Annotated in this window: 26 protein-coding genes and 1 pseudogene; 5 read left to right on the top strand and 22 right to left on the bottom strand. The window is 35.1% G+C overall.

Features of this window, described 5'->3' with window-relative positions:
- Positions 1–168 precede the first annotated feature (168 nt).
- From SCSC_RS02790 to SCSC_RS02755, 9 genes and pseudogenes are all read right to left on the bottom strand, one after another.
- A complete protein-coding gene (locus SCSC_RS02790) occupies positions 169–855 on the bottom strand; it encodes a Crp/Fnr family transcriptional regulator (protein WP_006270173.1) in 687 nt (228 codons plus the stop codon).
- A 133-nt stretch (positions 856–988) separates the two neighbouring features.
- Positions 989–2,044 (bottom strand): serine hydrolase, encoded by a 1,056-nt coding sequence (locus SCSC_RS02785; RefSeq protein ID WP_006270146.1) that lies wholly within the window; start codon positions 2,042–2,044, stop codon positions 989–991.
- Between the two features lie 104 nt (positions 2,045–2,148).
- Positions 2,149–3,207, bottom strand: coding sequence for a DUF6568 family protein (locus SCSC_RS02780; RefSeq protein WP_006270120.1), 1,059 nt, complete (start codon positions 3,205–3,207; stop codon positions 2,149–2,151).
- A 452-nt stretch (positions 3,208–3,659) separates the two neighbouring features.
- On the bottom strand, positions 3,660–3,890 hold the full coding sequence (locus SCSC_RS02775; RefSeq protein ID WP_006270136.1) for a Blp family class II bacteriocin: 231 nt from the start codon (positions 3,888–3,890) through the stop codon (positions 3,660–3,662).
- Between the two features lie 229 nt (positions 3,891–4,119).
- A complete protein-coding gene (locus SCSC_RS02770; RefSeq protein WP_006270149.1) occupies positions 4,120–4,440 on the bottom strand; it encodes a hypothetical protein in 321 nt (106 codons plus the stop codon).
- Between the two features lie 149 nt (positions 4,441–4,589).
- Complete coding sequence (locus SCSC_RS02765) at positions 4,590–4,880, bottom strand: bacteriocin immunity protein (RefSeq protein WP_006270118.1); 291 nt, start codon at positions 4,878–4,880, stop codon at positions 4,590–4,592.
- Between the two features lie 66 nt (positions 4,881–4,946).
- A pseudogene (locus SCSC_RS09460) lies at positions 4,947–5,165 on the bottom strand (garvicin Q family class II bacteriocin).
- Positions 5,166–5,172: 7 nt separating this feature from the next.
- On the bottom strand, positions 5,173–5,493 hold the full coding sequence (locus SCSC_RS02760; RefSeq protein ID WP_006270150.1) for a hypothetical protein: 321 nt from the start codon (positions 5,491–5,493) through the stop codon (positions 5,173–5,175).
- 676 nt (positions 5,494–6,169) lie between these two features.
- Positions 6,170–6,391 (bottom strand): Blp family class II bacteriocin, encoded by a 222-nt coding sequence (locus tag SCSC_RS02755; protein ID WP_006267535.1) that lies wholly within the window; start codon positions 6,389–6,391, stop codon positions 6,170–6,172.
- A 231-nt stretch (positions 6,392–6,622) separates the two neighbouring features.
- On the opposite strand from SCSC_RS02755, the gene SCSC_RS02750 reads away from it, so the two are divergent.
- From SCSC_RS02750 to SCSC_RS02740, 3 genes are all read left to right on the top strand, one after another.
- Positions 6,623–7,336 (top strand): CPBP family intramembrane glutamic endopeptidase, encoded by a 714-nt coding sequence (locus SCSC_RS02750; RefSeq protein ID WP_006270152.1) that lies wholly within the window; start codon positions 6,623–6,625, stop codon positions 7,334–7,336.
- Positions 7,337–7,504: 168 nt separating this feature from the next.
- Positions 7,505–8,251, top strand: a complete 747-nt coding sequence (locus tag SCSC_RS02745; RefSeq protein ID WP_006270174.1) for a response regulator transcription factor — start codon at positions 7,505–7,507, stop codon at positions 8,249–8,251.
- 490 nt (positions 8,252–8,741) lie between these two features.
- Positions 8,742–9,563 (top strand): sensor histidine kinase, encoded by an 822-nt coding sequence (locus tag SCSC_RS02740; RefSeq protein ID WP_232565280.1) that lies wholly within the window; start codon positions 8,742–8,744, stop codon positions 9,561–9,563.
- Positions 9,564–9,607: 44 nt separating this feature from the next.
- Here SCSC_RS02740 and SCSC_RS02735 read toward each other — a convergent pair whose 3' ends face one another.
- From SCSC_RS02735 to SCSC_RS02725, 3 genes are all read right to left on the bottom strand, one after another.
- The gene (locus SCSC_RS02735; protein ID WP_003025431.1) at positions 9,608–9,757 is read right to left on the bottom strand and encodes a ComC/BlpC family leader-containing pheromone/bacteriocin; all 150 of its coding nucleotides are present in this window, start codon (positions 9,755–9,757) and stop codon (positions 9,608–9,610) included.
- 93 nt (positions 9,758–9,850) lie between these two features.
- Entirely contained in the window at positions 9,851–11,212 is a 1,362-nt protein-coding gene (locus SCSC_RS02730) for a bacteriocin secretion accessory protein (protein ID WP_006270117.1), read from the bottom strand.
- A gap of 10 nt (positions 11,213–11,222) precedes the next feature.
- Positions 11,223–13,373, bottom strand: coding sequence for a peptide cleavage/export ABC transporter (locus SCSC_RS02725; RefSeq protein WP_006270130.1), 2,151 nt, complete (start codon positions 13,371–13,373; stop codon positions 11,223–11,225).
- Between the two features lie 483 nt (positions 13,374–13,856).
- Between SCSC_RS02725 and SCSC_RS02720 the strand changes: the two genes are divergently transcribed.
- Positions 13,857–14,231 (top strand): hypothetical protein, encoded by a 375-nt coding sequence (locus SCSC_RS02720; protein ID WP_006270124.1) that lies wholly within the window; start codon positions 13,857–13,859, stop codon positions 14,229–14,231.
- Positions 14,232–14,286: 55 nt separating this feature from the next.
- On the opposite strand, the gene SCSC_RS02715 is transcribed toward SCSC_RS02720, so the two are convergent.
- The 7 genes from SCSC_RS02715 to rplK form a co-directional block, all read right to left on the bottom strand.
- Positions 14,287–14,892 carry a superoxide dismutase gene (locus SCSC_RS02715; protein ID WP_006270121.1) on the bottom strand — a complete coding sequence of 202 codons (606 nt, stop codon included), beginning with the start codon at positions 14,890–14,892 and terminating at the stop codon, positions 14,287–14,289.
- Between the two features lie 69 nt (positions 14,893–14,961).
- Positions 14,962–15,999 carry a DNA polymerase III subunit delta gene (gene holA / locus SCSC_RS02710; RefSeq protein ID WP_006270145.1) on the bottom strand — a complete coding sequence of 346 codons (1,038 nt, stop codon included), beginning with the start codon at positions 15,997–15,999 and terminating at the stop codon, positions 14,962–14,964.
- 80 nt (positions 16,000–16,079) lie between these two features.
- Positions 16,080–16,934, bottom strand: coding sequence for an RNA-binding virulence regulatory protein CvfB (cvfB, locus tag SCSC_RS02705; protein WP_006270135.1), 855 nt, complete (start codon positions 16,932–16,934; stop codon positions 16,080–16,082).
- 112 nt (positions 16,935–17,046) lie between these two features.
- The gene (gene frr, locus SCSC_RS02700; protein ID WP_003069936.1) at positions 17,047–17,604 is read right to left on the bottom strand and encodes a ribosome recycling factor; all 558 of its coding nucleotides are present in this window, start codon (positions 17,602–17,604) and stop codon (positions 17,047–17,049) included.
- Positions 17,605–17,607: 3 nt separating this feature from the next.
- Positions 17,608–18,348, bottom strand: a complete 741-nt coding sequence (pyrH, locus tag SCSC_RS02695) for a UMP kinase (RefSeq protein WP_003069937.1) — start codon at positions 18,346–18,348, stop codon at positions 17,608–17,610.
- A gap of 284 nt (positions 18,349–18,632) precedes the next feature.
- On the bottom strand, positions 18,633–19,322 hold the full coding sequence (rplA, locus tag SCSC_RS02690) for a 50S ribosomal protein L1 (RefSeq protein ID WP_003069939.1): 690 nt from the start codon (positions 19,320–19,322) through the stop codon (positions 18,633–18,635).
- 89 nt (positions 19,323–19,411) lie between these two features.
- Positions 19,412–19,837 (bottom strand): 50S ribosomal protein L11, encoded by a 426-nt coding sequence (gene rplK, locus SCSC_RS02685; protein WP_003025466.1) that lies wholly within the window; start codon positions 19,835–19,837, stop codon positions 19,412–19,414.
- A gap of 161 nt (positions 19,838–19,998) precedes the next feature.
- Here rplK and SCSC_RS02680 point away from each other — a divergent pair, with 161 nt between their 5' ends.
- The gene (locus SCSC_RS02680; RefSeq protein ID WP_003069942.1) at positions 19,999–20,352 is read left to right on the top strand and encodes a DUF3397 domain-containing protein; all 354 of its coding nucleotides are present in this window, start codon (positions 19,999–20,001) and stop codon (positions 20,350–20,352) included.
- Between the two features lie 16 nt (positions 20,353–20,368).
- Here SCSC_RS02680 and SCSC_RS02675 read toward each other — a convergent pair whose 3' ends face one another.
- The 3 genes from SCSC_RS02675 to SCSC_RS02665 form a co-directional block, all read right to left on the bottom strand.
- On the bottom strand, positions 20,369–22,747 hold the full coding sequence (locus SCSC_RS02675) for a cation-translocating P-type ATPase (RefSeq protein ID WP_006270156.1): 2,379 nt from the start codon (positions 22,745–22,747) through the stop codon (positions 20,369–20,371).
- A 252-nt stretch (positions 22,748–22,999) separates the two neighbouring features.
- Positions 23,000–25,297, bottom strand: coding sequence for a DNA translocase FtsK (locus SCSC_RS02670; protein WP_006270158.1), 2,298 nt, complete (start codon positions 25,295–25,297; stop codon positions 23,000–23,002).
- Between the two features lie 86 nt (positions 25,298–25,383).
- Positions 25,384–25,593 carry a PspC domain-containing protein gene (locus SCSC_RS02665; RefSeq protein ID WP_006270116.1) on the bottom strand — a complete coding sequence of 70 codons (210 nt, stop codon included), beginning with the start codon at positions 25,591–25,593 and terminating at the stop codon, positions 25,384–25,386.
- Positions 25,594–25,619 lie beyond the last annotated feature (26 nt).

Below are 25,619 nucleotides of genomic sequence, written 5' to 3'. Positions count from 1 at the left end.
TTTCAAAATAAAACGCTTTCTATAAATATTTTATGCATTTTATTGGTTTTATGAATAATTATTTTTTAGAAACAAATGAAGTTTTTGAGGATATTTTTAAATGTTTAGGTTTCTAAATTAAAAAAGAACCAAAAATTGCTTTTTGGACTGCAATTCTGTCCTTCTTTTCTACATATCTTCAAAATACTTTAAAAAGTATTCTTTATTCAAAAAGACGAGTTTCTTTCGATTATATTGAATAATGTTTTCTTCTGTTAATTTTTTCAACACTTGATTAACTGTTTCACGAGTGGTCGCCCCCAACTTGGCTAACTCTTTCATACTAAGGGCAAAAGGAATATCATCTCTATCTCGACAAAAATCAATACATAAAATTGAAATCGCTTGGATAACTCGCTCTGTCGCACTCGCTAAAACGGAATTTCGCAAACGTAACTCATGAAAACGTAAAATATTTGACAACTTATGTGTGATAAATAACATCTGCTCTATTATTTGTTTGGAATAATATTCATACAAGTCAACAGGAATAGAAAAATATTCCAAATCTGTCACAGAAATCCCAGAATAATGATAATCTTTATCCTCAAACATGCCACCATAAGGAAACATGGTATTTTCTTTCACATAGTCAATGTAATTAAACGAATCTGTCTGGTCATACTGTTCAATCCGAACATAGCCCTTATAAATCAAAAAAAGTCGCTCTCGTTTGTCTCCAGAAAAGAAAATAATTTGCCCTTTTGGCACTTTGCGAAATTGAATCTCAACAGCTATTTTATCAAAAAATTCAACTGGTAAATTTTTAAAAGCAGGATGTTCTCTAATGTAACGATAATGCTCTTTGTTAATCATGATATTCTTGTAGTCCTCTTTACATTCTGTTTTTATTATAACATAAAAGGCCCTCCTCTAAAAGAGAGCCTTTACATTTTTAATAGAACCTTATCTTTTGCAGCACAATTTTTGGAATTTGCGTCCATTCGCTTTAATTCATATTCACACGATGCCATTCATTGATAACATAAGCTAATTGACCAACTTGTGTAATACCAACACCGCTAATTTCATTACTCTCAGGAGTTGTCCCACCCAGCCCCGCTGTATAAAGAGCAATCAAATAAGGCTTTTCTTCACATACAATTGCATCTACATTTAAAGCTTCTGCAACATAACCTGGCTTTTGATAGATTGGAATGTCTCTTACATATCGTTTATAGTATTCATTTGAAAAAGATTCACCGATATAATACAAAAGATCTTTATACTTTTCCTGATGTTTCCAAAGGTAATCCAACACTTGAATATAATAGTCCGTCGTTGTTTGATTCTGTTGGTTGATGGTCTTCACTTCTCCTTTGCCTTTTCCATAGCGCTGATACATTGTATAGGCTTTATCCAAGCCACCTAAGCGCTCAGCTAAGGCATAAGCTGGCGTATTTTCAGAATAAAGAAGGGAATACTCCTGCATTTCAGGGATGTTCATGGTTCCATTAAATGCTGCTACATAGTTATTATGTTCACCGATATACTCATAGCGAGTATGGGTAATATCAAACCGCTCAGTCATTGATAAATTTCCTTTTTCTACCTCATCAACGACCAACATATTTAATGGCAATTTGTAAGTCGAGCCCGCTGTCATCGGTTGCGTTTCATTCATAGCGTAGATTTGTCCACTCGTTAAGTCCTTATAAGAAAATGCAACCTTCGAATGCTCTATTCCCATCTCATCTAGATAAGCCTTTACAACTTGAACCAAATTTAGATTAGCATAATCATAATACAAACCATAGGCTTCCATTACAGGGAAATCAGATTCCATGACTTTCTGCTTTTCTTCCATACTCTTTGACGAAACACGAGTGACTAATTTCGACTCTTTTGACGAATTTTTTAGCTTTTCTTGACTGGTAGGATAATTTGCAGCTACTTTCGTAGGATGTGCCTTTCTAGCTTGGCCAAAGTATACAGCACTTGATACTAATACACCACACATCATAAAGCAACCAATCAAACAAAGAATCATTGTCTTTCTACTCACGCACTCCTCCTAACTTATATACCTCATTATATAGGAAGAATGGACATTTGACAAGATGGAATGCACAGAATCATCATCCGTTTTTAATTCTTACTAACGATGATTCAATAGCGTTTTCTATCATTCAATCCTTTTCTCATCCCTAGATAAAATGATAATGTAAGAAGAAGCATTGCCAACCCAAATCGGAATAATCCTTTACTCTTTTTGATGCCAGTTTTGGGTAATTGCAGATTCTTTTGCTCTTTTATCCCATTAAATTCCATTTCACTATTTGTCGGCAATACTGAAGTTTTATGAGTATGGTCTGCTGAATTTGATTTTGAAATTTCACTAAAGTCTTTTGGTAAGGATTCCTCATTGTTTTTTAAGTCAATAGAAGCTGGTTCTTGGTTTTGTTTAACTTTTTTATCATTTTTATTCTCTTGATGTCGAGGATTGTCTTCTTGCTTTTTGCCTGCCGGCGCTTTATGAAAATACAGATAATCATAGAGTTCTTGAGCAGTGATACCTCCACCGACCCAACCGGAAGTTAATGTGCCATTTTTAAGATAGAGTATCGTTGGGGTCCCAGGAATACCAACTGTTTTAAATAAAAATTCTTTGGCATGTTCATCAAAATCTTCACCGTCCGTATTATAGTATTCTAATTTTCCACCTGTTAATTGATTAAACTTTTTTAGTTCAGGAGAGAATTGTCGACAAAAATAACAAGTTTCCCGTCCTACATAAATCGTATGTTCTTTATTATCCGAAGTAAAAGCCGAATAAACATCTTTTATCGTAGCCTTAGGAAGTTTAGCTATATTCTCACGATAAGTAGCAACATCAACCTCTTTTGATTCTTGAGAATTTGGAACGCCATTTGCTGCAGAAGTTTTGTTTGAAGTCGAAGCAGATTTATTGTTTGTCAAGTTTTCCTTTTCTACAACTGTATCTTCCTTTGACTCTGGCATACTTACGGATTTCGTATCTGTTACAATTGAATCTTGATTTGCGTCATTTTTAACAACAGCTGCTGTCGAAGCTTCAGACACTATTTCAGTTGTATCTGGGCGTTGCTCCTCCTTATGAACTCCATCAGCAAAAACCATGTCGTTTCTAAAAGCAAGCAATAGCATCGAACTAAATAAAAGTGATTTTAGCAATTGTTTTTTCATCATTTTAAACTCCTTTATGTTCTATTTACAGTATAATACAACTATCTCGGTTTCATTTTCAAAAATCCTAAAAGGTACTTCTGACAGCCTGAATGGTAAAAAGTAAGAAACAGGAAAACAAACGAGCTGTCTTCCTGTCGATAATTTTCAATATCAAATGATAAATTTTCTTAAATATTTAAAATATAAACGAAAATATACCACAAATAGGATACTGATAGAAATGAAAGAATGATAATAAATTTCTTATGTGAAGTTACAAAATATATTATCAAGAGAACCAGTAAATATAATAAACTAATTAGTAAAAATTTTATCATCATCTTATTTTTTTGAGATTTTCTTACATTTATCCAGAAAGTAAATAATTGGTTTATCTAACCAAGTTAATATCATCATAGTGATAAAACCTAGTGCGAAACTTTTTATATCAAACATTTATTCCCCCATTTCACTTACCACCAACAAGTAGCTCCATAACCAACTCCACCAATAATAGCTCCCCCAACAGCTCCTGCAACTACTCCTTGCCATGTTCTGGTCTTGATTCCTAATCTCAATCCATTACCTGCACCACCAGCAATACCCGATTTTGCAAAATCACCCCAATTACAACCTCCTCCTTCAACACGTGCCAGCATTTCAGAGTTCAGTGCTTCAAATTTTTCCAATGTTTTTGTATTCATGATGAATACCTGTTTTTTATTTTAATAATTTCAACCTGTTGCAACTTAATAAACTTAGTATAGCACACGACGTATTTTATAAATCTGCAAATCCTGAATGGTACTTCTGACGTCCTGAATAGTGATTGTTCAAAATTGGTCTGCTAAAAATCAAAGACTCTAAGTGAATTATAACTTAGAGCCTTTTTAGAAATGCTATAAAAGTGGTCAGAAAAATCAATTTATTTATCTACAAACTCTCTTGAATACGGTATTCTTTTTCAAATGTTTTTTGAGAAACTACCCGATGATTGCTTATATCCAAATAATCACCAATATAGCCCAACACATACATACCATAACCTGCAAATCCACCGCCTATTGTTCCAACTGTACCAATTTTTAAATTCTCCACAGTAGAAGGATTCAGACCAGCCATTAAAATCCGAAGATGATCATCCAACCAATACAAGTAATTTTTAGCAAACGCTTCTTTCACCCAATCAGGTTGTTCAGCTTCTCTGCTAATTTTCCAAACATCAGCTATTTTATTTTTATAAATCGCTTTCATTTACACCCTCCCAGATGTTATCGAAAATCTTTCTTGATATGCTACTCTCCTATTTTCCACACAATTTTGTGTCCACTTATTATACCATGTCCAGTACCAATCTTTTCAGTGGTCTTATATAGAAGCTAATTATCAATCCACACAAATACCTAGATTATTCTAATATGATACAAAGCCCTCAGCTCCTTTAACTGACTTGATTCAGTACTTGACAGTCGTATATTATTGTTTAAAAGTACTTTAGAAATATCAATATTCATACGATTCAATATATAAGGTGTAGATGTCCCATCAAACTTCAATTCTGTTCGATAAGAATCCAGCACTTGATATAGTGGATTCGCGTTTTTACTATCAAATTCAGAAAACATTTGGTTGATAAGAAAAATTGCTCGTCCTCTTCTTTCCTGCCCACCAGCAAACCATCTTAAAGTTCCCATAATATTACTCCTAAAACAATCTAATTTTTATATTCGCTTTTAAAAGACTTGTTAATGTCTTGGAATCTACGGACCATATTCTGCCCAGCCTTTAACAATAACATCTGTAGTTGCTTGAAATATTCCTTTAGTAACTTTATAATCTCATCGACCATTACTATAGCGACATGCATAACCATTTGCTCCTACCATAACAGGCTTTCAATATCCTGAACCTCCACCACTAATTTCGGAAAGCTGAACATCTGATAGCTCATTTACAACTTCACCTTTTAGATTTAACATAAAATTCTCACTCTCTTTCATTTTTTAATATATTATTATTTAAATACAAAATATAACCAACAGTATAAAACACAACAATAATATGACAATAGAAAAAGGACAAAATATTAGGAATATCTGAGAAGAAAATTTTATAACCAACAAATGTAATTATAACAATAAAGATCAGCAATGTTTTTTTAACAAACTTTTTGTATAAATCAAAAGTTTTTGATAAAGTAATTTCAGGTCTATTCTGTTTGTATGCAAAATAATGAATTAATATTTCTAATACCAAACTAGAGAGACCAAGGTTTAGTATGTTAATCACTTTAATTTTAAAATACATTCCTACTATAGTAATTAATATAATAGATATCAGCATTGTTATTATTGCTCTCTGTGTATTCTTCATATTTATCCCCTTTTAACCTCCTTAACAAATAAATTGTTTCCCTAATAACTAGCTCTACCAAATTTGCAAGAATTTCAGAATTCAACACTTCAAATTTTTCTAATATTTTTATATTCATCATAATACCTATTTTTTAGCTCACTTTGTTCTATTTCAATCTAATAAACTTGATATAACATTTTTATCTTTGTAGCTGTCCAAATCTTGAATGGTATAAATCTTAAAATAGTCTACCAAAAAACCAAAGGTTCTAAATAACGAATCACTTAGAACCTTTTTTCTGAAAAACCGTGCCTATTTTTTGATAAAATATTACATAAAACTCAATTTGTCACATAGTAAACTGGGGTAAAACATGTAGAAAAATAAACATCACTATAGCTGACAAAGTAATAGCAGATATCAAAGTAACTTTATTATTCAGTTTCAATATTTTTATACAGATAAAAATATAGACTGAACTCACTGCATAAGTTACAATAATCGCATAAAGCTGCTTTAAATCATGTGCCCAATAATCTAATAACATGGCTCCTATCAAGCCACACAAAATACATAATTGTAGCTTCTTTAAATAGGTCATTATGTTTATCCTCTTTATTAGTTTGTACTATAAACCACTACATGCAGCTAATACTCCCGGAACGCTACCTATTAAACTAATCGGAGCTAACATTCCTCCAAATGTCGCTCCCCATGTTGCGGCTAAACAAGTATAATGTGCTTGTGTCATACCTGTAACAGGTGCTCCTCCTGGTCTCTTTCCCCCTTCAACACTTGCTAGCATTTCAGAGTTCAGTACTTCAAATTTTTCGAGTGATTTTGTATTCATGATGAATACCTCCTTTTTATTTTCATATTTTTATCCTGTTGCAACCTGATGAATCTAGTATAGCATATAACATATTTTATAAATCTGCAAATCCTGAATGGTACTTCTGACGTCCTGAATGGTATTTTTAACCATTTAGGACGTCAAAGCCATCATTTGGGATCTCAATGAAATGTTTTATAAAAATTTTGTAGAATAAAAATATAAGGTTACTTCAAAATAGGAGATACGATGAAGAAATTAGCATTTTCACTCATTTTTATAATACTTTTTACTATTTTACTGGCAGGTCTTCCAGAAACTTTAGCCCTTCATATTGCTATTTTGTTTCAGTGGAATTTGACAGCAGTTGGTGTTATGGTATTAATTCAAGAGATATTGATGCTGTTCTTCATCCTTTATCTCTTGAAACGAGCAGATTTATCCTCTATTTTTAAAAGGAAGAAAATCCGTAAACGTGATATCGCAGCTTTTCTTACTTTACTGTTCATCTTTTTCTTATTGGCAGACATAAGGAAAGACTTGGTGCAATATATGGCGCGAACGACTATGAATACCAAACTTTATAGTAAGGTTGGTATCTGGAGTGGAGGAAAAATTTTTGATATTTGTAGTATTCTCATAACGGTATTGATTAGTCCAATTATAGAAGAACTTTTTTATCGAGGATATGTCATGTCTCGGTTCTTTACCAATTCAAACTATTATTTAGACGTCTTGCTTTCTGCTAGTCTATTTACGTTAGGACACATGATCTTACTTCAGAGAGACTGGGTCAATCTCAGTTTTTACTTTTTAAGTGGATTGGCATTATCTCTATTTTACCGTTATAGTCAAAACATCCGACTTCAGATTCTCTTTCATGTATCGTGGAATTTATATACTTTCATAGCCTCTATCTGGTATATCCTTTATAATTGGATTTATTTTCATTTCTTTTTTTAGTAAGCAAAAACAAACTGATAGCTATAAAGTGTTATCAGTTTGTTTATTTTTTGAATCTATCGAATATTTTTATATTTTGTTCTTGTGAACTTCCAATCCTTTTTATATAATAAATACTAGAATTACACATAATTCTTACATATTTTATCAATCGGGAACATTATAAAAATGAATATTTTTATTTTAGAAGATGATCTTACTCAACAATATTATATGGAGACTATTGTTGAAGAAATTATCGAAAAACATCATCTTCAATATCATCATTTTGAAGTTGTTGGAAAACCTAAACAATTACTAGAAGCCATATCTGAGAAAGGAAGCCATCAGATTTTCTTTTTAGACATTGAAATCAAAACCGAGGAAGAAAAGGGCTTAGACGTTGCTAAAAAGATACGCGAGATAGATCCTTATGCCATCATTGTCTTTGTAACCAGTCATTCTGAATTGATGCCTACAGCGTTTAAGCTGCAAGTGGGTGCCCTTGATTATCTTGACAAATCGTTATCAAAAGAAATCTTTAAAAAACGGATCGAAACTGCACTGCTACATACTGAAAGCCTAACAGGTAAAGGGCTGGCAGACGATGCTCTTCTCTTTGAAACACCTCATACACAAATACAAGTGCCATTTAAAGATATTCTTTATATTGAAACTTCCTCTCGTCCTCACCGCTTAGTTCTTTACACACATAGAGGACGTACGGAATTTACTGCTAATCTTTTAGATATTTTAAAAAAAGAAAAACGGTTCTACCAATGTCATCGCTCCTTTGTTGTTAATCCAGCTAATGTCCATCAAGTGGATAAAGTAAATCATATCCTTCACTTCCAGAATGGTGCTACTTGTCTTGTTTCTAGATCAAAAATAAAAGGGTTAACAGAAGCCATTGCAGCCCTGCACCGGAGGGAATGATATTATGGTGCAATTATCATTGATTATCATAGACATGTTTTTATTGTTGTTTCTGTTTTCCTACATTAGTGGACAAAAATTAACAACTAAAACATATCTGATAGCAATTCTAACCAATTTACTTTATAGTATAATTTTTTCTTTTATTCCAAATAGTTTATTTTCTTATCTGATAGGTCCAACTTATTTTTTAATTTTTTCTTGGATTGTTGGAAAATCTTACAACAAAACATTAAAAATTTTTTACGGACTTTTTCCAATCACACTATGGAATTTAATTCAACGCTTGATTATTTTTTTCATATCTCCTTTATTTAGTTTTAGTGTAGAAAGCCTCAATAAAAGTTTTTTTGGTCCGATTGTCACATCAATTATGGCAACGCTGATAGTATTACTTTTTTTGCGTTTAATTCAATATAATTTTAAGACATTAAAATCTCAAAAAATTAATCACAACGATAAGAAAATTATCATCTTTGTAAATATCAGCATGATTGTTTATCATCTTATTGTTCAAGTTCTATCTTATTTAGAAAACGAGAGTAACATACAGACACTAAATTTTAGAGAAAGTTTAGTAGTTCTTTATCTTATCCTTTTTGTGAGTGTTGCCAATTATTTAGACCGTCATTTACGAGAGAGAATCCAAAATGATTTAATGCTTCAAAAAGATTTACAGTTAAAAAATATGGAAAACTACAGTCATCACATTGAAGAACTGTACACAGAAGTTCGGAATTTTCGGCATGATTACGAAAATATTTTAATGACCTTAAAATTAGGAATTGAACAAAATAATCTAAGTATTGTAAAGAATGTCTATCATTCTGTTTTGAAAGATTCCAATAAGCGCTTTCGCAATCCCAAGTATGATATCGGACGGTTAGTCCATATCAAAAATGAAGCTTTAAAGAGCCTGCTAGCTGCTAAATTTGCACAAGCTCAAGAGCATAATGTAGCCGTTTCATTGGAGGTTCCAGAAGATATTTACCCGCAAGGAATGGAATTAGTTGACTTTATCACCATTGTCTCCATTTTGTGTGATAATGCTATTGAAGCTGCTGCTCCAACTATGACGATTGCTTATATTTTGTCAGAAAACAAGCAGGTATTCTCCATTGAAAATACTATAAAAGAGGAACATATAGACATGTCTCGTATTTTTGATGCAGGAGTTAGTTCTAAAGGAGCTGGGCGAGGAATTGGATTATCAAATGTCTTAGCAATTCTGGATAGGTACCCAAATGTTTCTCTTACTAGCGCTAGTCAAAATTATCGTTTCCAGCATGTCCTTGAGATTCATCTGAATTAAAGAAAACCATTGCTGTAATATCAAGTACAGTAATGGTTTTTATGTTATCCTAAATCAGGTTGTCCAAGTTTGCCTAATTTATACTTTTTTAAATAAGGACTAAATAAGTCTTCCAACCAGCCGCCACCGACGACTTGTTCGAGTTCTTGACTTGTAAGTGTATGAAAATGATCCAATGTTTGTTTTTTGTCCATAATAGGAACCTCCTTTTTGATATATTTATTATAATCCAACTGTTGAATAATGAATCGTTAAATCTTAAACGGTAGTGATTTCGTCCTAAACGGTCATTCGACATTGTTTAACAGTTTGTCTTTGTAGTAATCAAAGAATGATTTTTTCGCAATGACAATAGTTACTCTTCCTTGTAGACCATACTTGATAACTTGTCCATTGGACTTAGAAATTTTAGCTTTGGCAGTTACTTTAAAAAGGTTTCCTTGTTTTGTTTCAGTAGCGGAAGTATCAATTTTATTGATATTTCCGATAATGGTGATGGACTGCTTTCCAATTTTTTCTAAAGTTAAACGAGTGGTTTGTCCTTTTTTTAAATTTGTCATATAGGCTGAAGGTACATAATAAGTGATAAGGACTTCGTTTGTTTTGGTGATATCTGGATAGATTTGGGCAATTTCAGTTCCTTTAGGTAATAAGTTGTTCCCTTTTAACTTTTCACTAATATGCAGAACACCTGTTTCGGGAGCGACTAATCTATTGTTTTGAAGCTGTACATTTGCTTGATTCAATTGATTCTGTAAATCAGTGATTTGCGTTATAAGGGTTGCTAACTGTTGGTCAGCCGTTTGGATAAATTGTGTGCGGAGTACTTCGATTTTCGTAGAAAGACTATTGTCATAAGTCGCCGCAGTTCCAGTACCAGCTTTTTGAATCTTTAGATTCGCAATGGAAGAGTTTAAATTGGATATATTGGTATCAATTTGAGACAAATACTGATTTGTGAGGGAAGTATCTGGATTAGCTTGATACTGTTTCTTATACATGTTGAATGTTGTTTGATGTGGATTACTCTTGGGTAAATGTGAAGCATTCTCTGAGATGACCTGATGCAGTTCACGATAATCATTTATCTGTTTTGTTAAATCATTGATTTGCTGATCAATCGCAGCAATTGTGTTATGAGCCAAAGAAGCTTGTTTACTGACTTCGATATTGCTTTTTGAAATTCCTAATGATAGATCCTGTGATTGTTTGATAAAATTGTTAAAAGTATTAGCATAGCCAAATTCATCTTCACCCGAAAAAAGATTTATCCCTTGATGCAAACTCGATTTGAGTGTTTCTAAGCCAACTTTTTGTCGTTGATAAGTCGCAAGTTGAGTTTTAATAGCTGTTTGTTGAGAGACTTCCATATTTTTTACATATTGAATCAACAACTCTCCTTTTACGACTGCCTTATTTTCAGCTAAATGGTTAATCAAAATCGTATTATTGCTGCTTGATTGGATCATAGCAATGACTTTCGTTGGCGTAATTTCACCGATAGATTTGACAGTCACTTCCTTTTGACCAATAATGGAAAAAAGAACCAGAAATAGAACGAACAATACCAAAGGAAGAATAAGAACGGTCGCAAAGTTATGGTATCTTCGATGATAAAATTCTACACTTTTAAACAAATTGGGATTCATAATTCACTCCTTATTTATTAAATAAATGATGATAAAAGCCTTGTCTTTCCATCAATTCAGCGTGGGATCCAGTTTCAATAATCTGCCCTTTATCAAGAACAATCACTTGATTTGTCCGCTTTGAAATGCTGAGACGATGAGCAACAAAAATAATCGTTTTGTCTTTTAAGCCCATCAGATTGTCAATGACCTTTTTCTCAGTTAGAACATCCAATCCGCTCGTTGCCTCATCAAGAATAAGAATTGGTGACTTTGTTAAGAGGGCGCGTGCTAGAGCAATTCTTTGCTTTTGTCCACCTGATAGACCAGCTCCATCGGACAATTCTGTTTGATATCCCATAGGCATTTGTTCAATATCCGAACGAATTTCTGCAATTTCACAAGCGCGAATAATCTCTTCTTGAGAAAATATTTGATTCGTCCCTAATGTAAGGTTTTCTAAGATAGAACCACTAAAAATATAGGCTTGTTGTGGTAAATAATTGATATATTGACGAAGCGTTTTCTTATCAATCATTTTAAGATCATTTCCATTGAGACGGATTTGCCCTTTATAAGGCTCATAAAAATGAACCATCATTTTGGCAAGCGTTGTCTTTCCCGAACCACTGATACCGACTAAGCTCACCTTATCTCCTATTTTTATTGTTAAGTTAATATCCGATAACGTATCTCGTCCGAAGCCGTATTTATAGGAGACATTATGGAACGTAATATCACCAGTCAAGAAACCTTTCTCTATAAGTGTTTGCTTAGTTTTAAATTCAGACTCTACTAAATAAACTTCATTCAACCGCTTGTTAGCAACCTTAGCCGATTGCAGCTTAGTTTGCAGATTAATAATACTTTCAAGAGAATTTGTAAAATAAGAAAGTAGAGCCGTAAATGTGATGAGCTGCCCAATTGAGATTTTCTCAGATATAACTAAATGCGCACCGAGCCATAAAATAAGCACATTTAAAATTAATTGAAAGCCTTGTTTAAGAGTTGTTTGAAAAATAGAATATTTACTAAGCGTAAAAGATTTATCTAAATAATTTACAAATTCGCTGTCTATCTTTTGGTAACGAGCTTCTTCGCTTGTTAAAGATTTAATGGTTTCAATGCCATTAATATCTTCGATAATAGCAGAATTTACCATAGAATTGCTTTGCATGACGTCATGATTCATTTTTTCAAAAGGCTTTATAAAAGCAAAAATAATCACCATATAGATAGGAATAGCAAGCAGAGTGAGGAAGAAAAGGTTGGTATTCTGTAATAATAATACCCCTCCTACTATTATCAAAATAGAAAGGTCAAGAAAGAGTGAAAGTATTGTAGAAGCGAGAGCATCAATAATGGAATTAGCATCTGTAAAACGAGAAATAATCTCTCCAGTGCGTCTCGTAGCAAAAAAAGACATCGGTAATTCAAAAATATGTCGAATATATGATAAAATCACATCGATGGTCAGCCGCTGACTAAGTACAATCAATAAGTAATCTCTGGAAAAACTCATCATTTGCTGCAAAATATAAGTAATAATCAGACCAATAGACACTATTCCAAGAGTTGATCTCATTTGATTTGGAATGTATTCGTCTAAAATTCCTTGTAGGTAGTAAGATCCAACAATATTGATGAGTGTCACAAGCAAACTAGCTAAAACAATATAGGTGACCAGCATTTTCTGTTTAAAAATAAGAGGAATTAAGCTTATCAAACCATTTTTCTTATCCTTATGTGGTTTATAGCTAGGTTCTGGTGCTAAAAAAATAGCAACACCAGTCCATTCTGTTGCAAATGTTTCTTTTGAGATCTTGGTTATTTTTACACTTGGGTCAGGATCTCCAACTAGCAGACCTTTTTTCGTATTTTTATAGATAACATAATAATGTGGGAGTTTAGCTTTTTTCTGAACATGAACGATAAAAGGATAGGGAATAGCTTCCATATCAAACAAGGACATATCCCCTTGAATCGGTCGTGTCTCAAAGCCTATTTCTTGTGCTGCTTGAACAATTCCAAGAGCCGTTGTCCCTTCTTTACTTGTCTTAGCAAGTTCTCTCAGATGTGCAAGAGAGTAGTCTGAACCATAGTATTTTGCAATGGAAGCCAGCGCAGCGACACCGCAATCTCTTGCATCTATTTGAGGAACAAATGTTTTCTTAACATTCACAACAATGATTTCCTTTCTAAAATAAACTCGGATTATTTTTTACGTAGCTAATAGTAGACACGTAATTTGAGATAAGCGTCTATTAAAACATAATTTATCATCATACTAAAAGCAGAGCCGGTTAGTAGTATACTTAATATGGGAATAGAATGGATAAATAAATAGCTGAGTGATAAAAAAAGAATAAACAGTGCTGTGGCATTGCTATTTCCCCAATTTTGAAATTTTTCTAGTCGTAATAATGCAGTATTTGAAATATGAAATATTTTTTCTAAAATGAACATGTATACAGAAGAATTCCTTTCCTTTTTATACTCTGATTATCTCAAAATATTTCTGAAAAGCATTGTAAAAATCCCAAATGGTAGCTATAAGGTCCTGAATGGTTCAAAAAATACCGTTCAGGACCTATAATAGACCGTTCAGGATTTGCTCAGTTATCTTTCATTTGATATGGTAGGATATAAGTCAGGAGGAAACATAATGATTCAAATTCAACCTTTTTCGTTTATTAGCTCTATGTCGCTATATTTTATCGCTCTCTATCTTCGCACGATCCATCAATTATTTAAAATAAAGCTGCAATTGACGCATTCTGCACAAAGAACTTTTCGTCCAACTACTTATTTTGTGGTACAATCCAAATTTTTCTCATTTAAAGATGCCACCAAAAGAATTGAAACAATCCGAAAATACAATAAAAGAGGGAAAATTGTCCTTATTGGAGAACATATTGATTATGAACTGCTGTTTAGAAATCACTATCTTGTTTTCGGTGTCATTGATCGAACCAATGATCATTCTCTAAAATTTCTCAAGGAACAAATCTGGTTTTATTTGGCTGGAATTTATAAGTAATTCTTATGATATATGACAACAGAAAAAGACGAACCCTTTTCAGATTCGTCTTTTTCTATTTCGCTGCTTTGTACAATTCATCGACCTTATTCCAGTTGATAACTGAAAAGAAAGCTTTAATGTAGTCTGGGCGAACATTGCGATATTTCACATAGTAAGCATGCTCCCAAACATCAATTCCCAAAATAGGTGTTTTTCCTTCAGAGATTGGCGTATCTTGGTTAGCAGTTGACATCACTTCTAGCTTACCTTCTTTGTTTACCACTAGCCAAGCCCATCCTGAACCAAAGCGAGTCGTTGCAGTTGTCGTAAAGGCTATTTTGAAATCGTCAAATGAGCCAAAAGTTGCTTCAAGATCTGCTGCTAATTCTGCTGATGGTGCTGTTTCTTCTGGTGTCATCAATTCCCAGAAAAGAGCATGGTTGAGATGACCACCACCATTATTGATTACTGCTTGACGGATATCGGTTGGAATAGACTCAACATCAGCTAAAAGTCGCTCTAAATCCTCACCGATTTCAGGATGTTTTGCTAGCGCCGCATTTACATTATTTACATAAGTATTGTGGTGTTTGTCATGATGCAAGTGCATGGTTTCTTCATCAATATACGGTTCCAAAGCATCGTAAGCATAAGGTAGATCAGGTAAAATAATTGCCATTGGTTTTTCCCCTTTATCATTTTATATGAAAATGATAACGTAGACCCACAAAATTTTCAACTTATTTGCTTATAAGTTGTGGGTTACAATCTTTAATAAAGCTAAGTCAAATAAGTAATCTTTTTCGTAAACCCCTGATTTAATTTGATAATCTGTTTCAATCAAGCAGGAGAGAGACTTTTGTAAAATTTCCAAGGATAATGAGCGGACATCGCGCAAGGCATATTTAATTTGATAAGGATTCACCTTTCGTCCCAAATAACCAGACAAATCTGCTACAATCTGACTTTCATTACGTCCATTTTCAAAGAGGATTTTCACTTGTGCAAATATACGAAACTGGCCCAACATAATTGCAATCAGCTTGATTTCATCTTCACCTTGCAAGGTCAAATCTCGTACCAAACTTCTCGCTGCGTCCACCTTTTGATGCAAAATCATCTGGGTAAGATCAAAAATATTATCCTGTAAAGTTTTTGGAATTGCTTCAGCAATGTCCTCGCTTGTAATGATGCCATCTTTTTTATAATCCTTTAAAAAAGCTAAGTTTTTACTAATTTCACTAAAATCGAAACCAGATTTAATAAGTAATTCTTCTAAAACTTGCGAACGAAGTTCTAACTCCTGTTCTTGAACTTGCTTACTAAAGTAGGTGCGTAATTCTTGTTCTTTGGGCTCACTTGCTTCAAAAATTTTACCATCTCGCTTGAGCAATTTTACAATTCGCCGTTTACTGTCTAACTTCCCTTCTGCAAAAATGACTAATTTTGTCGTATCTGCAGGATTTTCCAAATATTGCTCAAAAGATTTTAATTCCTCATCTGTCAAATAGCGCTTTTTAGCCGTTGTTATATCTAAAAAATGATCCAAAATAACGATTTTCTCTTCGGAAAAGAAGGGCAAACTCACTAAATCGATCTCCACATCTGGATAAGCAGCTTCTTTCATATCGAAATGGGTATAACGCAAATCTGCAGCTTCATAACAAATCTGCTGTAAGAACTGAGATTTTAATAATTCAAACTGACCCACGTCATCACCAGTCAAAATGGTTACGGCCGGCAAATTTTCTAAGCATAGCTGATTAACTTCTTCAATTGCTAGCATGATAACCTCCTTTTACGAGATTTATTTTTTAACACACTCTTTACTCTATCACAACTCTTGGGAAAAGACTGATTGGCATCTCAAACCAACTCCGTCCCACTTGCATCTTGCTTGATTTTGCCAGCTTTCATCAGACCGCCTAAAGCTTTTTTAAACTGTCCTTTGGAAATGCCAAAGGTAGTCTTTATATCCTCTGGGGACGACTTATCATTCAAAGTCATAAAACCTCCTTGACTTTCTAGATATGTCAGAATCATTTGAGCATCATTTTCCAGCATCTCAAAAGAGCGAGGTTTTAGTGAAAGATTGAGGGTACGATCAACTTCCCGAAAGCCAATCACCCGCACATCTAGCACTTGACCGAGACGTGGCTCGGTATAACGTTCGCTGGGGTGGATAAAGCCCAGCATATTATTCTCTGGCAGATAAACAAAGGTGCCAGAGAGTTTGAGTCGATAAACAAGGGCTGGCCAATTTTGATTTTGCATATTATTGTAGGCAGGACGCGCTAAGCGCTGAAAATCCTCCTGATAGGCCAAAAGTCCCCAGATTCGGTCTTTTTTATCGATATCTAGGCGAATATAAAGCTGATCCCCTTTTTTGGGCCAGAGTTCTTTTATCTCCGGCAAGATGTCCAGCGACACTACGATTTGCTTATCCGGAAGTCCTGTGTCAACAAAGACCCCCAGATCTTTGCGAACTTCTGTTACCATCCCCCAACCAAAAGTCGTCTGAGTTGCTGTGACTTCGAGAGTCGTCAGGCGAAGTCTCTGTTTCATATCACTATAAGCAAAACCTTTGACCGTTTCTCCTAGCTGATACTTACCTTCTTCTTTAGCTAAAGCATAAGTCTGACCATCCTTTTGAACAAAGTAAAAGCGATCGTTTTCATCGGTTACTAGACCTGTTATAAATGTTGCAAGATTTGTATTCATTTTTCTCTTTCTATCATTTAAAGGAGCATTGCTTCAGCTCCCTTTCAAAAGAAACTCAGCTAGCCAAACTAACTGAGTTTTAGTTTTTCATTTTCAATCATGGAAAGAAACATCACACTTCAAGCAATTCTTTTTCCTTAGTAGAAGTCATTTCATCGATGTGTTTAACAGCGTCATCTGTCACTTTTTGAATGTCTTTTTCAAGACCTTTCAGTTCATCTTCAGTAATTTCTTTTGCTTTTTCTTGCTTTTTCGCTTCATCCATAGCATCACGGCGGATATTCCGGATAGCAATCTTAGCATTCTCTCCAACTTTTTTAACTTCTTTAGCCAAATCACGACGAGTCTCTTCCGTCAAAGCAGGAATGACGAGACGGATAACAGAACCATCACTAGCAGGTGTAATACCCAGATCAGAAGCATTCAAAGCACGTTCAATATCTTTAATAGATGATTTATCAAAAGGTGTTACCAATAACACGCGCGCTTCTGGAATTGTGATAGAAGCAATTTGATTGAGTGGAGTTTCCACTCCATAGTATTCTACTGTAATGCGATCTAAAAGACTAGCATTCGCACGCCCAGCACGAATACTACCAAATTCACGTGCTAAACTTTGGTGTGATTGGGTCATTCTTTCTTTCGCTTTTTCTACAATTGCATTTGCCATAACTTAATCCTCTTCTTTTTCTACATTATTTGAAACAGTTGTTCCGATTTGTTCTCCGAAAACAACCCGTTTAATATTACCAGATTCGTTCATATTGAACACAACAAGGTCAATATCATTATCCATTGAAAGGGTAGAAGCTGTTGAATCCATAATCCGCAATCCTTTGTTAATCACATCGCGGTGAGTCAATTCATCAAACTTCACAGCTGTCTTATCTTTCTTTGGATCTGCATTATAGACCCCATCAACACCGTTTTTCGCCATAAGAATCGCATCAGCTTCAATCTCGGCCGCACGAAGGGCAGCTGTTGTATCCGTTGAGAAATAAGGTGAGCCAACACCGGCACCAAAAATGACGATACGACCTTTTTCCAGATGGCGAAGTGCTCGTCCACGAATGTAAGGTTCTGCCACTTGCTGCATTGCAATCGCAGTTTGGACACGAGTATCCACACCTACTTGTTGCAATGAATCAGCCATCACCAAAGCATTCATAACGGTCCCAAGCATTCCAGTATAGTCAGCCTGCACACGATCCATTCCTGCTTCTGCCGCAGGCTCTCCACGCCAGAGATTCCCACCACCGATAACAAGGGCGATTTCAATACCCAAATCATGCACTTCCTTGATTTCCTCTGCCATTTTTTGAACGGTTGAAATGTTAATTCCTATCCCTTTCTCACCAGCAAGAGCTTCACCTGATAACTTGATTAAAATACGTTTATATTTCGGGACTACCATTTTTACTCTCCTTATTTTATCTGTACTATTTTACCATAATTTATAATTTTTATATAGTCCTATTTTTTAAAATATCAAAATTAACAAAAGAAATTTAGTTTTTTTGACTGACTCCTACTTCAATAATGTATGTAACATATCCTTTTTTCTCCTAATAGATTAATTGATTTATTCCAAAAACGTTGTTGCTTTTATCTGCTATTTTTATCAGTCTGATAAACTCCATTTAAATATGAGTTATTCATAAAAAAACCCTATCCATCGATAGAGTTTTTATTCTTAAATTAAAGCGAGTTGACATCAACCTTAATACCTACACCTTGAGTAGTAGTGATAGTAAGATTTGTCATGTATGTTCCTTTTACAGTAGCTGGTTTTGCTTTGGCAATCACATCGTGGAATGCTTTAAAGTTTTCAACCAACTTGTCAGCTTCAAATGAAACTTTACCAATAATAGCTTGTACGTTACCTGCACGGTCTGCGCGGTAAGTAATCTTACCCCCCTTAGACTCTTCAACTGCTTTTGCAACGTCCATTGTTACAGTACCAGTTTTAGGGTTTGGCATCAGGTTACGAGGACCAAGGACACGTCCAAGGCGACCTACAAGTGCCATCATGTCAGGTGTAGCGATTACTACGTCAAAGTCCAACCAGCCGTCATTGATTTTTGCAACAAGATCATCTTCACCAACGAAGTCTGCACCAGCAGCTCTTGCTTCTTCTGCTTTTGCACCACGTGCGAAAACAAGCACACGCTGAGTTTTACCAGTTCCGTTTGGAAGAACCATTGCACCACGGATTTGTTGATCCGCTTTTTTTACATCAATGTTCAAGTTATAAGCAACTTCTACAGTTGCGTCAAATTTTGCAAAGTTTGTTTCTTTTGCAAGTGCTACAGCTTCTTCTACACTGTATGCTTTTGTGCTGTCGATTTTTTCAAGAGCAGCACGAAGTTGTTTGCTTTTTTTAGCCATTTTCTATTCTCCTTGTAAGTGGTTCAATCGATTTTCATCTCCCACGTCCTTCTCGTCTGATGAAGTCTTGCGGGTTTGGGTGTTATTGATTAGTCAACAACAGTGAATCCCATAGAACGAGCAGTACCTTCGATCATACGCATTGCAGACTCAAGGTTTGCAGCGTTCAAATCTGGCATCTTCGTTTCAGCAATTTCTTGTACTTGTGCACGAGTAACTGTTGCAACTTTCGTTTTATTAGGTGTACCTGATCCTTTTTCGACACCAGCAGCTTTTTTCAAAAGAACAGCAGCTGGTGGAGTCTTTGTAACGAAAGTAAATGATTTGTCTTCGTATACAGAGATAACAACTGGAATAATCATGCCAGCTTGATCAGCTGTGCGAGCGTTGAACTCTTTTGTGAATCCCATGATATTGATACCGGCTTGACCAAGCGCAGGACCAACTGGTGGAGCTGGAGTAGCTTTACCAGCAGGGATTTGCAATTTTACAAGTTTTTCGACTTTTTTAGCCATTTTTAAATCCTCCTTTGTGGTTTTGGCGGTAACGTAATATTTTTACCTCCCACAAGTATGCTTATGCATACTTTTCTATTATACACTAAAGCTGCTAAATTGCAAGAAAAAACACGAAAAATTTTTCTATCTTTCTCCAGTTTTTATGGTAAAATAAACTTATGACATTATTAAAAATAGCTTCTGTTTTATTTATCTTTTTAACTATTATTTTAACTATTATTATCACCAAATTATTTCGTCTGAAACAATTTGGCTTAAATTTTGCAGATTTGGCCTTTCCACTTCTCGTGCTAGAATTCTATGTCATCTCAGATAAAGCTTTCTATCACAGCTTATTGCCAGAGCTGACTTTAGCGCTCTCTACCTTAGCAATTGCTATTACCGTTTATTTTCTTAGAGTTAAACGCAGTTTTTACTATCCCAGATTTTTTAAATTCTTCTGGCGAGCTGGTTTTATTTTGACCTGCTTTCTATATCTCGCTATGGTGATTGGTTTGTTTTTATCAAAATGAAAAAATATCGGAAATTTTAGATTTCCGATATTTTTTTTGCTGCTTGATATCTGTTCAACCATTGATCACATGTAGCAAATAATCGATTACTAATATATTGAAAGAATCTCATTAGCGATTCTAACATTAAAGAGAGAATGATTGTGAGGATAATGGTGATAGGTGAGATTTTAGATAAAGAAAAGATAGAATGAAATAATAATCCTGAAACTATTAACCCAATAATATTAAAAAGTACTATCGTCGTTTTCATTCGATTAAGTGGCTGGATTAGTTTTATGATAATAATAAAACCAACTACGGCTAACAAGATAACTGAAGAAGTTGCAACTTCTTGCGTAGATAATCGAAAAATTCGACCGCACACCATGACAATCAAAACGGCTAGCAAATCAACAAGCGCTGCCGGTATAGCATTCTGCAAAACTGTTCTAATAAAACGCCCTCGAATGCGTTGTTTATTCGGTTCCAGAGCTAACATAAATCCCGGAATTCCAATCGTAAATGCACTAATCAAAGAAATTTGGGAAGCTTGTAATGGATAAGTAAAAGCAAACAAGCTAGATAAAATAGCTAGCGAAATGGAAAAAATATTTTTTACAAGAAATAAGCTAGCAGAGCGTTGAATGTTATTGACAACTCTGCGTCCCTCTGTCACAATGTGGGGCATATGTGAAAAATCAGAATCCAGCAGAACAACTTGTGCAATTTGCTTAGTAGCATTATTGCCAGATTCCATAGCAATGCTGCAATCTGCTGTCTTCATCGCTAAGATATCATTTACACCATCTCCTGTCATGGCGACTTTGTGCTGATTGGCTTGAAGCGCTTGAACAAATTTTTGTTTCTGTTGAGGAGTTACTCGACCAAAGATAGTATATTTTTCAACTGCTTGAGTGATTTTTTCATCAGTATCTAACGTTTGTGCATCTATATAATTATCTGCATGAGGAATCTCTGCTTTGGCAGCAACTGCCGCAACTGTGACAGGATTATCTCCTGAGATAACTTTAACTTCCACACCTTGAACATTAAAATATGAAAATGTTTCAGCCGCATTTTCTCGAATTGGATTTTCCAAAAGGATAAATAATAGTGGTTCTATCGTTTGAGTTAAATCACCTGTAAATGGTTGTTCTTTTGACTCAGCAAAAACAAGAACCCGCGTTCCACTTTCTGCATACTTTTGGATATAGCTACGATATTCTTCCAGTTTTTCTTTTAATACAAATTCTGGAGCTCCTAAAATAAAGGTTCCCTCGTTAAAGCAAATGGCACCAAATTTGTTTTTTGAGCTAAACGGAAAGGTTGACAATACAGCCCAAGACTCTTTTGCTATTTCTGACACAAAAAAGTTTCGAATTGCTGCAATCGTTTCATTCTCATCTGGACTTGCTGCTAGATACTGTTTAAGAGCTTCGCGTGAAGTATTTTCGTTTTGATGGACAGAAAAAATTTGTGTAACCTTCATCGTATTTTCCGTAATGGTCCCAGTCTTATCTACACATAAAACATCCACACGAGAAAGAGACTCTATCCCTTTCATGCTATTTAACAAAACTTTCTGTCTCGCCAGACTAACCGCTCCTAAAGCTAAGGCTAAAGTCATCAACAGGTAGAGACCTTCTGGAATCATACCAATAATCGCCCCTACTGTCGAGACAATACTAACCTGAAAACTTTCATGATTGGTCACATAGCTTTGGAAAAATAAGATGAGTCCCAAAGGAATAATCAAAAATCCAATCGCCTTGACCAGATTATTGACAGAATGAACCATTTCAGATTCTTCTTTTCCAGATACTTCCTTGGCTTTCAACGTTAGTTGATTGATGTAAGAATCATTGCCTACTTTTTCTAAACGAGCATAAGCCTTGCCAGATACGACAAAACTACCTGACATGATGGTGTCATTTTCTTTCTTTACAATTTCGTCAGCCTCACCAGTTAATTGTGCTTCATTGACCCTCAAACCACCTGATACAAGGCAAGCGTCTGCATAAATTTGGTCACCTGAGGAAAAAAGAACGATATCATCTTGTACTAGATCTTTCGTGTCTAGCTGAACTTCTCTTCCGTCTCGCATGGCAATTGCCGTATTGTGATGAAGCAACTGCATTTTACTCAATATTTTTCTAGCTCTTAATTCCTGAACAATTCCAATCAAAGAATTGATAATAACAATAGGTAAAAAAAGTAAATTATTCCATGATTGTACAATAACTAGCAACACAGCAAGGACAAAAAATATAAAATTAAAATAAGTAAACACATTTGACTGAATGATTTGCCAAGTTGTTTTTTCCGTGCTAACCGTTACTTCGTTGACCAAGCCTTTTTGGACGCGTGCTTTAACTTCTTTTTGACTAAGCCCTGTAAGTATCTCTTTTGACATATAGCCTCCATTTACAAGTCATGGTCTAATTTTATCAAAAAAGTCGAGTTTAAACCGTAGAAAAGTTACAGAATTGAAAAACATGAGATTTTCCATACTTTTTCTACAGAACTTTTGAAAGTTGATGAAAAGAAGCGATTCTACAACAAAAATGGCTTTTTTCATAAGAACATTTGTTTCAATCAAACAAATTAGAAAATCTTCTTATCTCAACCTCAAGGAGTATAAACTTTTCAATAGCACAGTCCATTTTTAGTTGTTCAATAACACTTTCCTTGGCTTGGTTCCTTCTGCTGGTCCGATAACACCAGCAGCTTCTAGCTCTTCCATAAGCCGAGTTGCACGATTAAATCCGACAGACAATCGACGTTGGAGCATTGAAGCACTGGCCTTTTGAGTTTCTATAACTAAAGCCTTGGCTTCTTCAAAGAGTGGATCTCCTTGTTCACTCTCGCTACCTGAATCCATATCATTTTCAGATACTTCTCCCGGGTCAAAATTATCATCATAATCAGCTTCTGCCTGATTCTTGACAAAGGTTACAATGTGCTCTACATCTTCATCAGAAATGAACGATCCTTGCAGACGAACAGGATGATTTTCATCAATCGGCTTAAAGAGCATATCCCCACGTCCCAAGAGTTTCTCAGCGCCATTTTCATCTAGAATCGTTCGACTATCGGTTCCGCTAGAGACAGCAAAAGCAATTCGTGACGGAACATTTGCCTTGATGAGTCCAGAAATAACATCAACTGACGGACGTTGGGTAGCTAAAATCATATGAATCCCAGCTGCTCGTGCCTTTTGCCCTAAGCGAATAATGGCATCTTCCACTTCTTTGCTAGCTACCATCATGAGGTCTGCCAACTCGTCCACAATGACCACAATCAAAGGAAGAGGAATTTGTTTATATTCCGGTTGACTTGCATTGTATTCAGCTACCTTAGCATTGTATCCTGCAATATTGCGAGCACCGACCTTAGAAAAGAGCTCATAACGATTTTCCATTTCATCTACCACTTTTTGCAAAGCTCGACTCGCCTTGCGAGGGTTGGTCACAACAGGGATAAGCAAGTGAGGAATATCATTATAAACAGACAATTCAACCATTTTGGGATCGACCATCATGAACTTGACTTCATCTGGTCGTGCTTTCATGAGAATACTAGCAATAATGCCATTGACTGCAACAGATTTCCCTGAACCAGTCGATCCTGCTACTAGCAAGTGAGGCATTTTTGCCAAATCAAACGTCCGAACAGATCCATTGACGGCTTTTCCTAGAGGAATTTCGAGTAATTTCTTATCATCTGTCTTAGACTGTTCCCAGAGTTCACGGAAAGTGACCATCGCAATCTCTGAGTTTGGTACTTCAATTCCGACCAGAGATTTACCTGGAATGGGTGCCTCAATCCGCACATCTTTAGCGGCCAAAGCCAAAGCTAAATCGTCAGAAAGATTGGAAATACGATTAACCCGCACGCCGACAGCTGGTTTAACTTCATACTTAGTCACAGATGGTCCGATTTCAGCTCGTTCAACAGTAGCACGAATACCAAAGCTAGCAAAGGTTTCTTCTAAAATCTTGATATTTCCGCGGACAATTTTCTTTTCTTTTGATTGATTTTTAGGCTTATCAGGCGCAAACAAATTGATCGTTGGCAGTTTGTAATCGAAACTTTCTTTAGGAGTGAAATTCACTTCCACATCTTCATCTATATCATCTTGCTGATCTTCTTCGTGTGATTTCTCAGTTATATCCTCATCATAATCGTAGATTTCCGGTTCTCCCTCTTCAAATTGAATCGGAGTATGCGCCAAAACATCATCATTTAAAATTTCTCCCATTTCAGGATCAATTTGAGATTCATCTTGCTCCATCTGAATAGCATTCATTGTTTCCTGTGCAGCTTTTTCTTCTTTCTCCACAAATCGTTGTTGGCGCTTCGCTTCCCGCTTTTCATTCCATGTATGATAAACTTCACTTAATTTTTCAAAAATATCATAAATTGAATATGGACTGATAAGAAGGAAACCTAACAATATCAAGAGAACACCAATAAAGTAAGAACCAATATTTGAAAATAAAAAGGCCACAGGAGCATAAAGAGCAGCTCCTAATAAACCGCCACCAGCAAAAGCACTGACTTTAAATGAGCTTAAATCTGTTAAAATCCGCGACAAGGTTATACTCAGAACCTGCTCTTTTAAATTTAAAATATTTACAAAATAAGCTTGAAATATGAGTAGAAAGCCAATAAAAATACTGAAAAAGCCTGATTTATAACCTTCATGCTTATTGACCCACTTAAAAAAGAAAAGATAAATGAGACTACCTATAATAGCCATATAGGCCAAACTTCCTACTAATAATCGAATAAGGTTGTAAAGAGTGATTCCAACGGCACCCCATTTTAAGGCTGCAAAAAGAAGCAAAAAAGCAACTCCGAAAGTTACTAACATCCTTCGAATAGCTTTTTGACGTTCTAATTCTGCTTTTGTCGGCCGTCGTGTTGTTCGGCCTTGTCTACTATTTTTCTTATTTGCCATAACTTTTATTATATCATAAGTTAGCTGCTAATCCAATGAAAGAAAAAAGCAGAAGTTCCATGTTTCCACTTTTTAAACAACATTGCTTACTTCCAAATCACATCATCATTCCCATCATCTTCTGGCAAGACAAACCACAAAATCAAGTAAGGGATCAGACCGATTCCATATACAAAAAATGCTACTCCCCAGATTAGTCGTACAATAGTAGGATCAATGTCAAAATAATTTGCAACACCTGCACAAACACCCGCAATTTTTTCATTTCGCACGTCTCTTGTCAATCTTTTAGCCATTCTCTGTCCCTCCTTTATAGATTTAT

Source organism: Streptococcus constellatus subsp. constellatus, from assembly GCF_023167545.1.
Classification (GTDB): Bacteria; Bacillota; Bacilli; order Lactobacillales; family Streptococcaceae; genus Streptococcus; species Streptococcus constellatus.
This window is presented reverse-complemented; position numbering and strand designations above follow the sequence as displayed.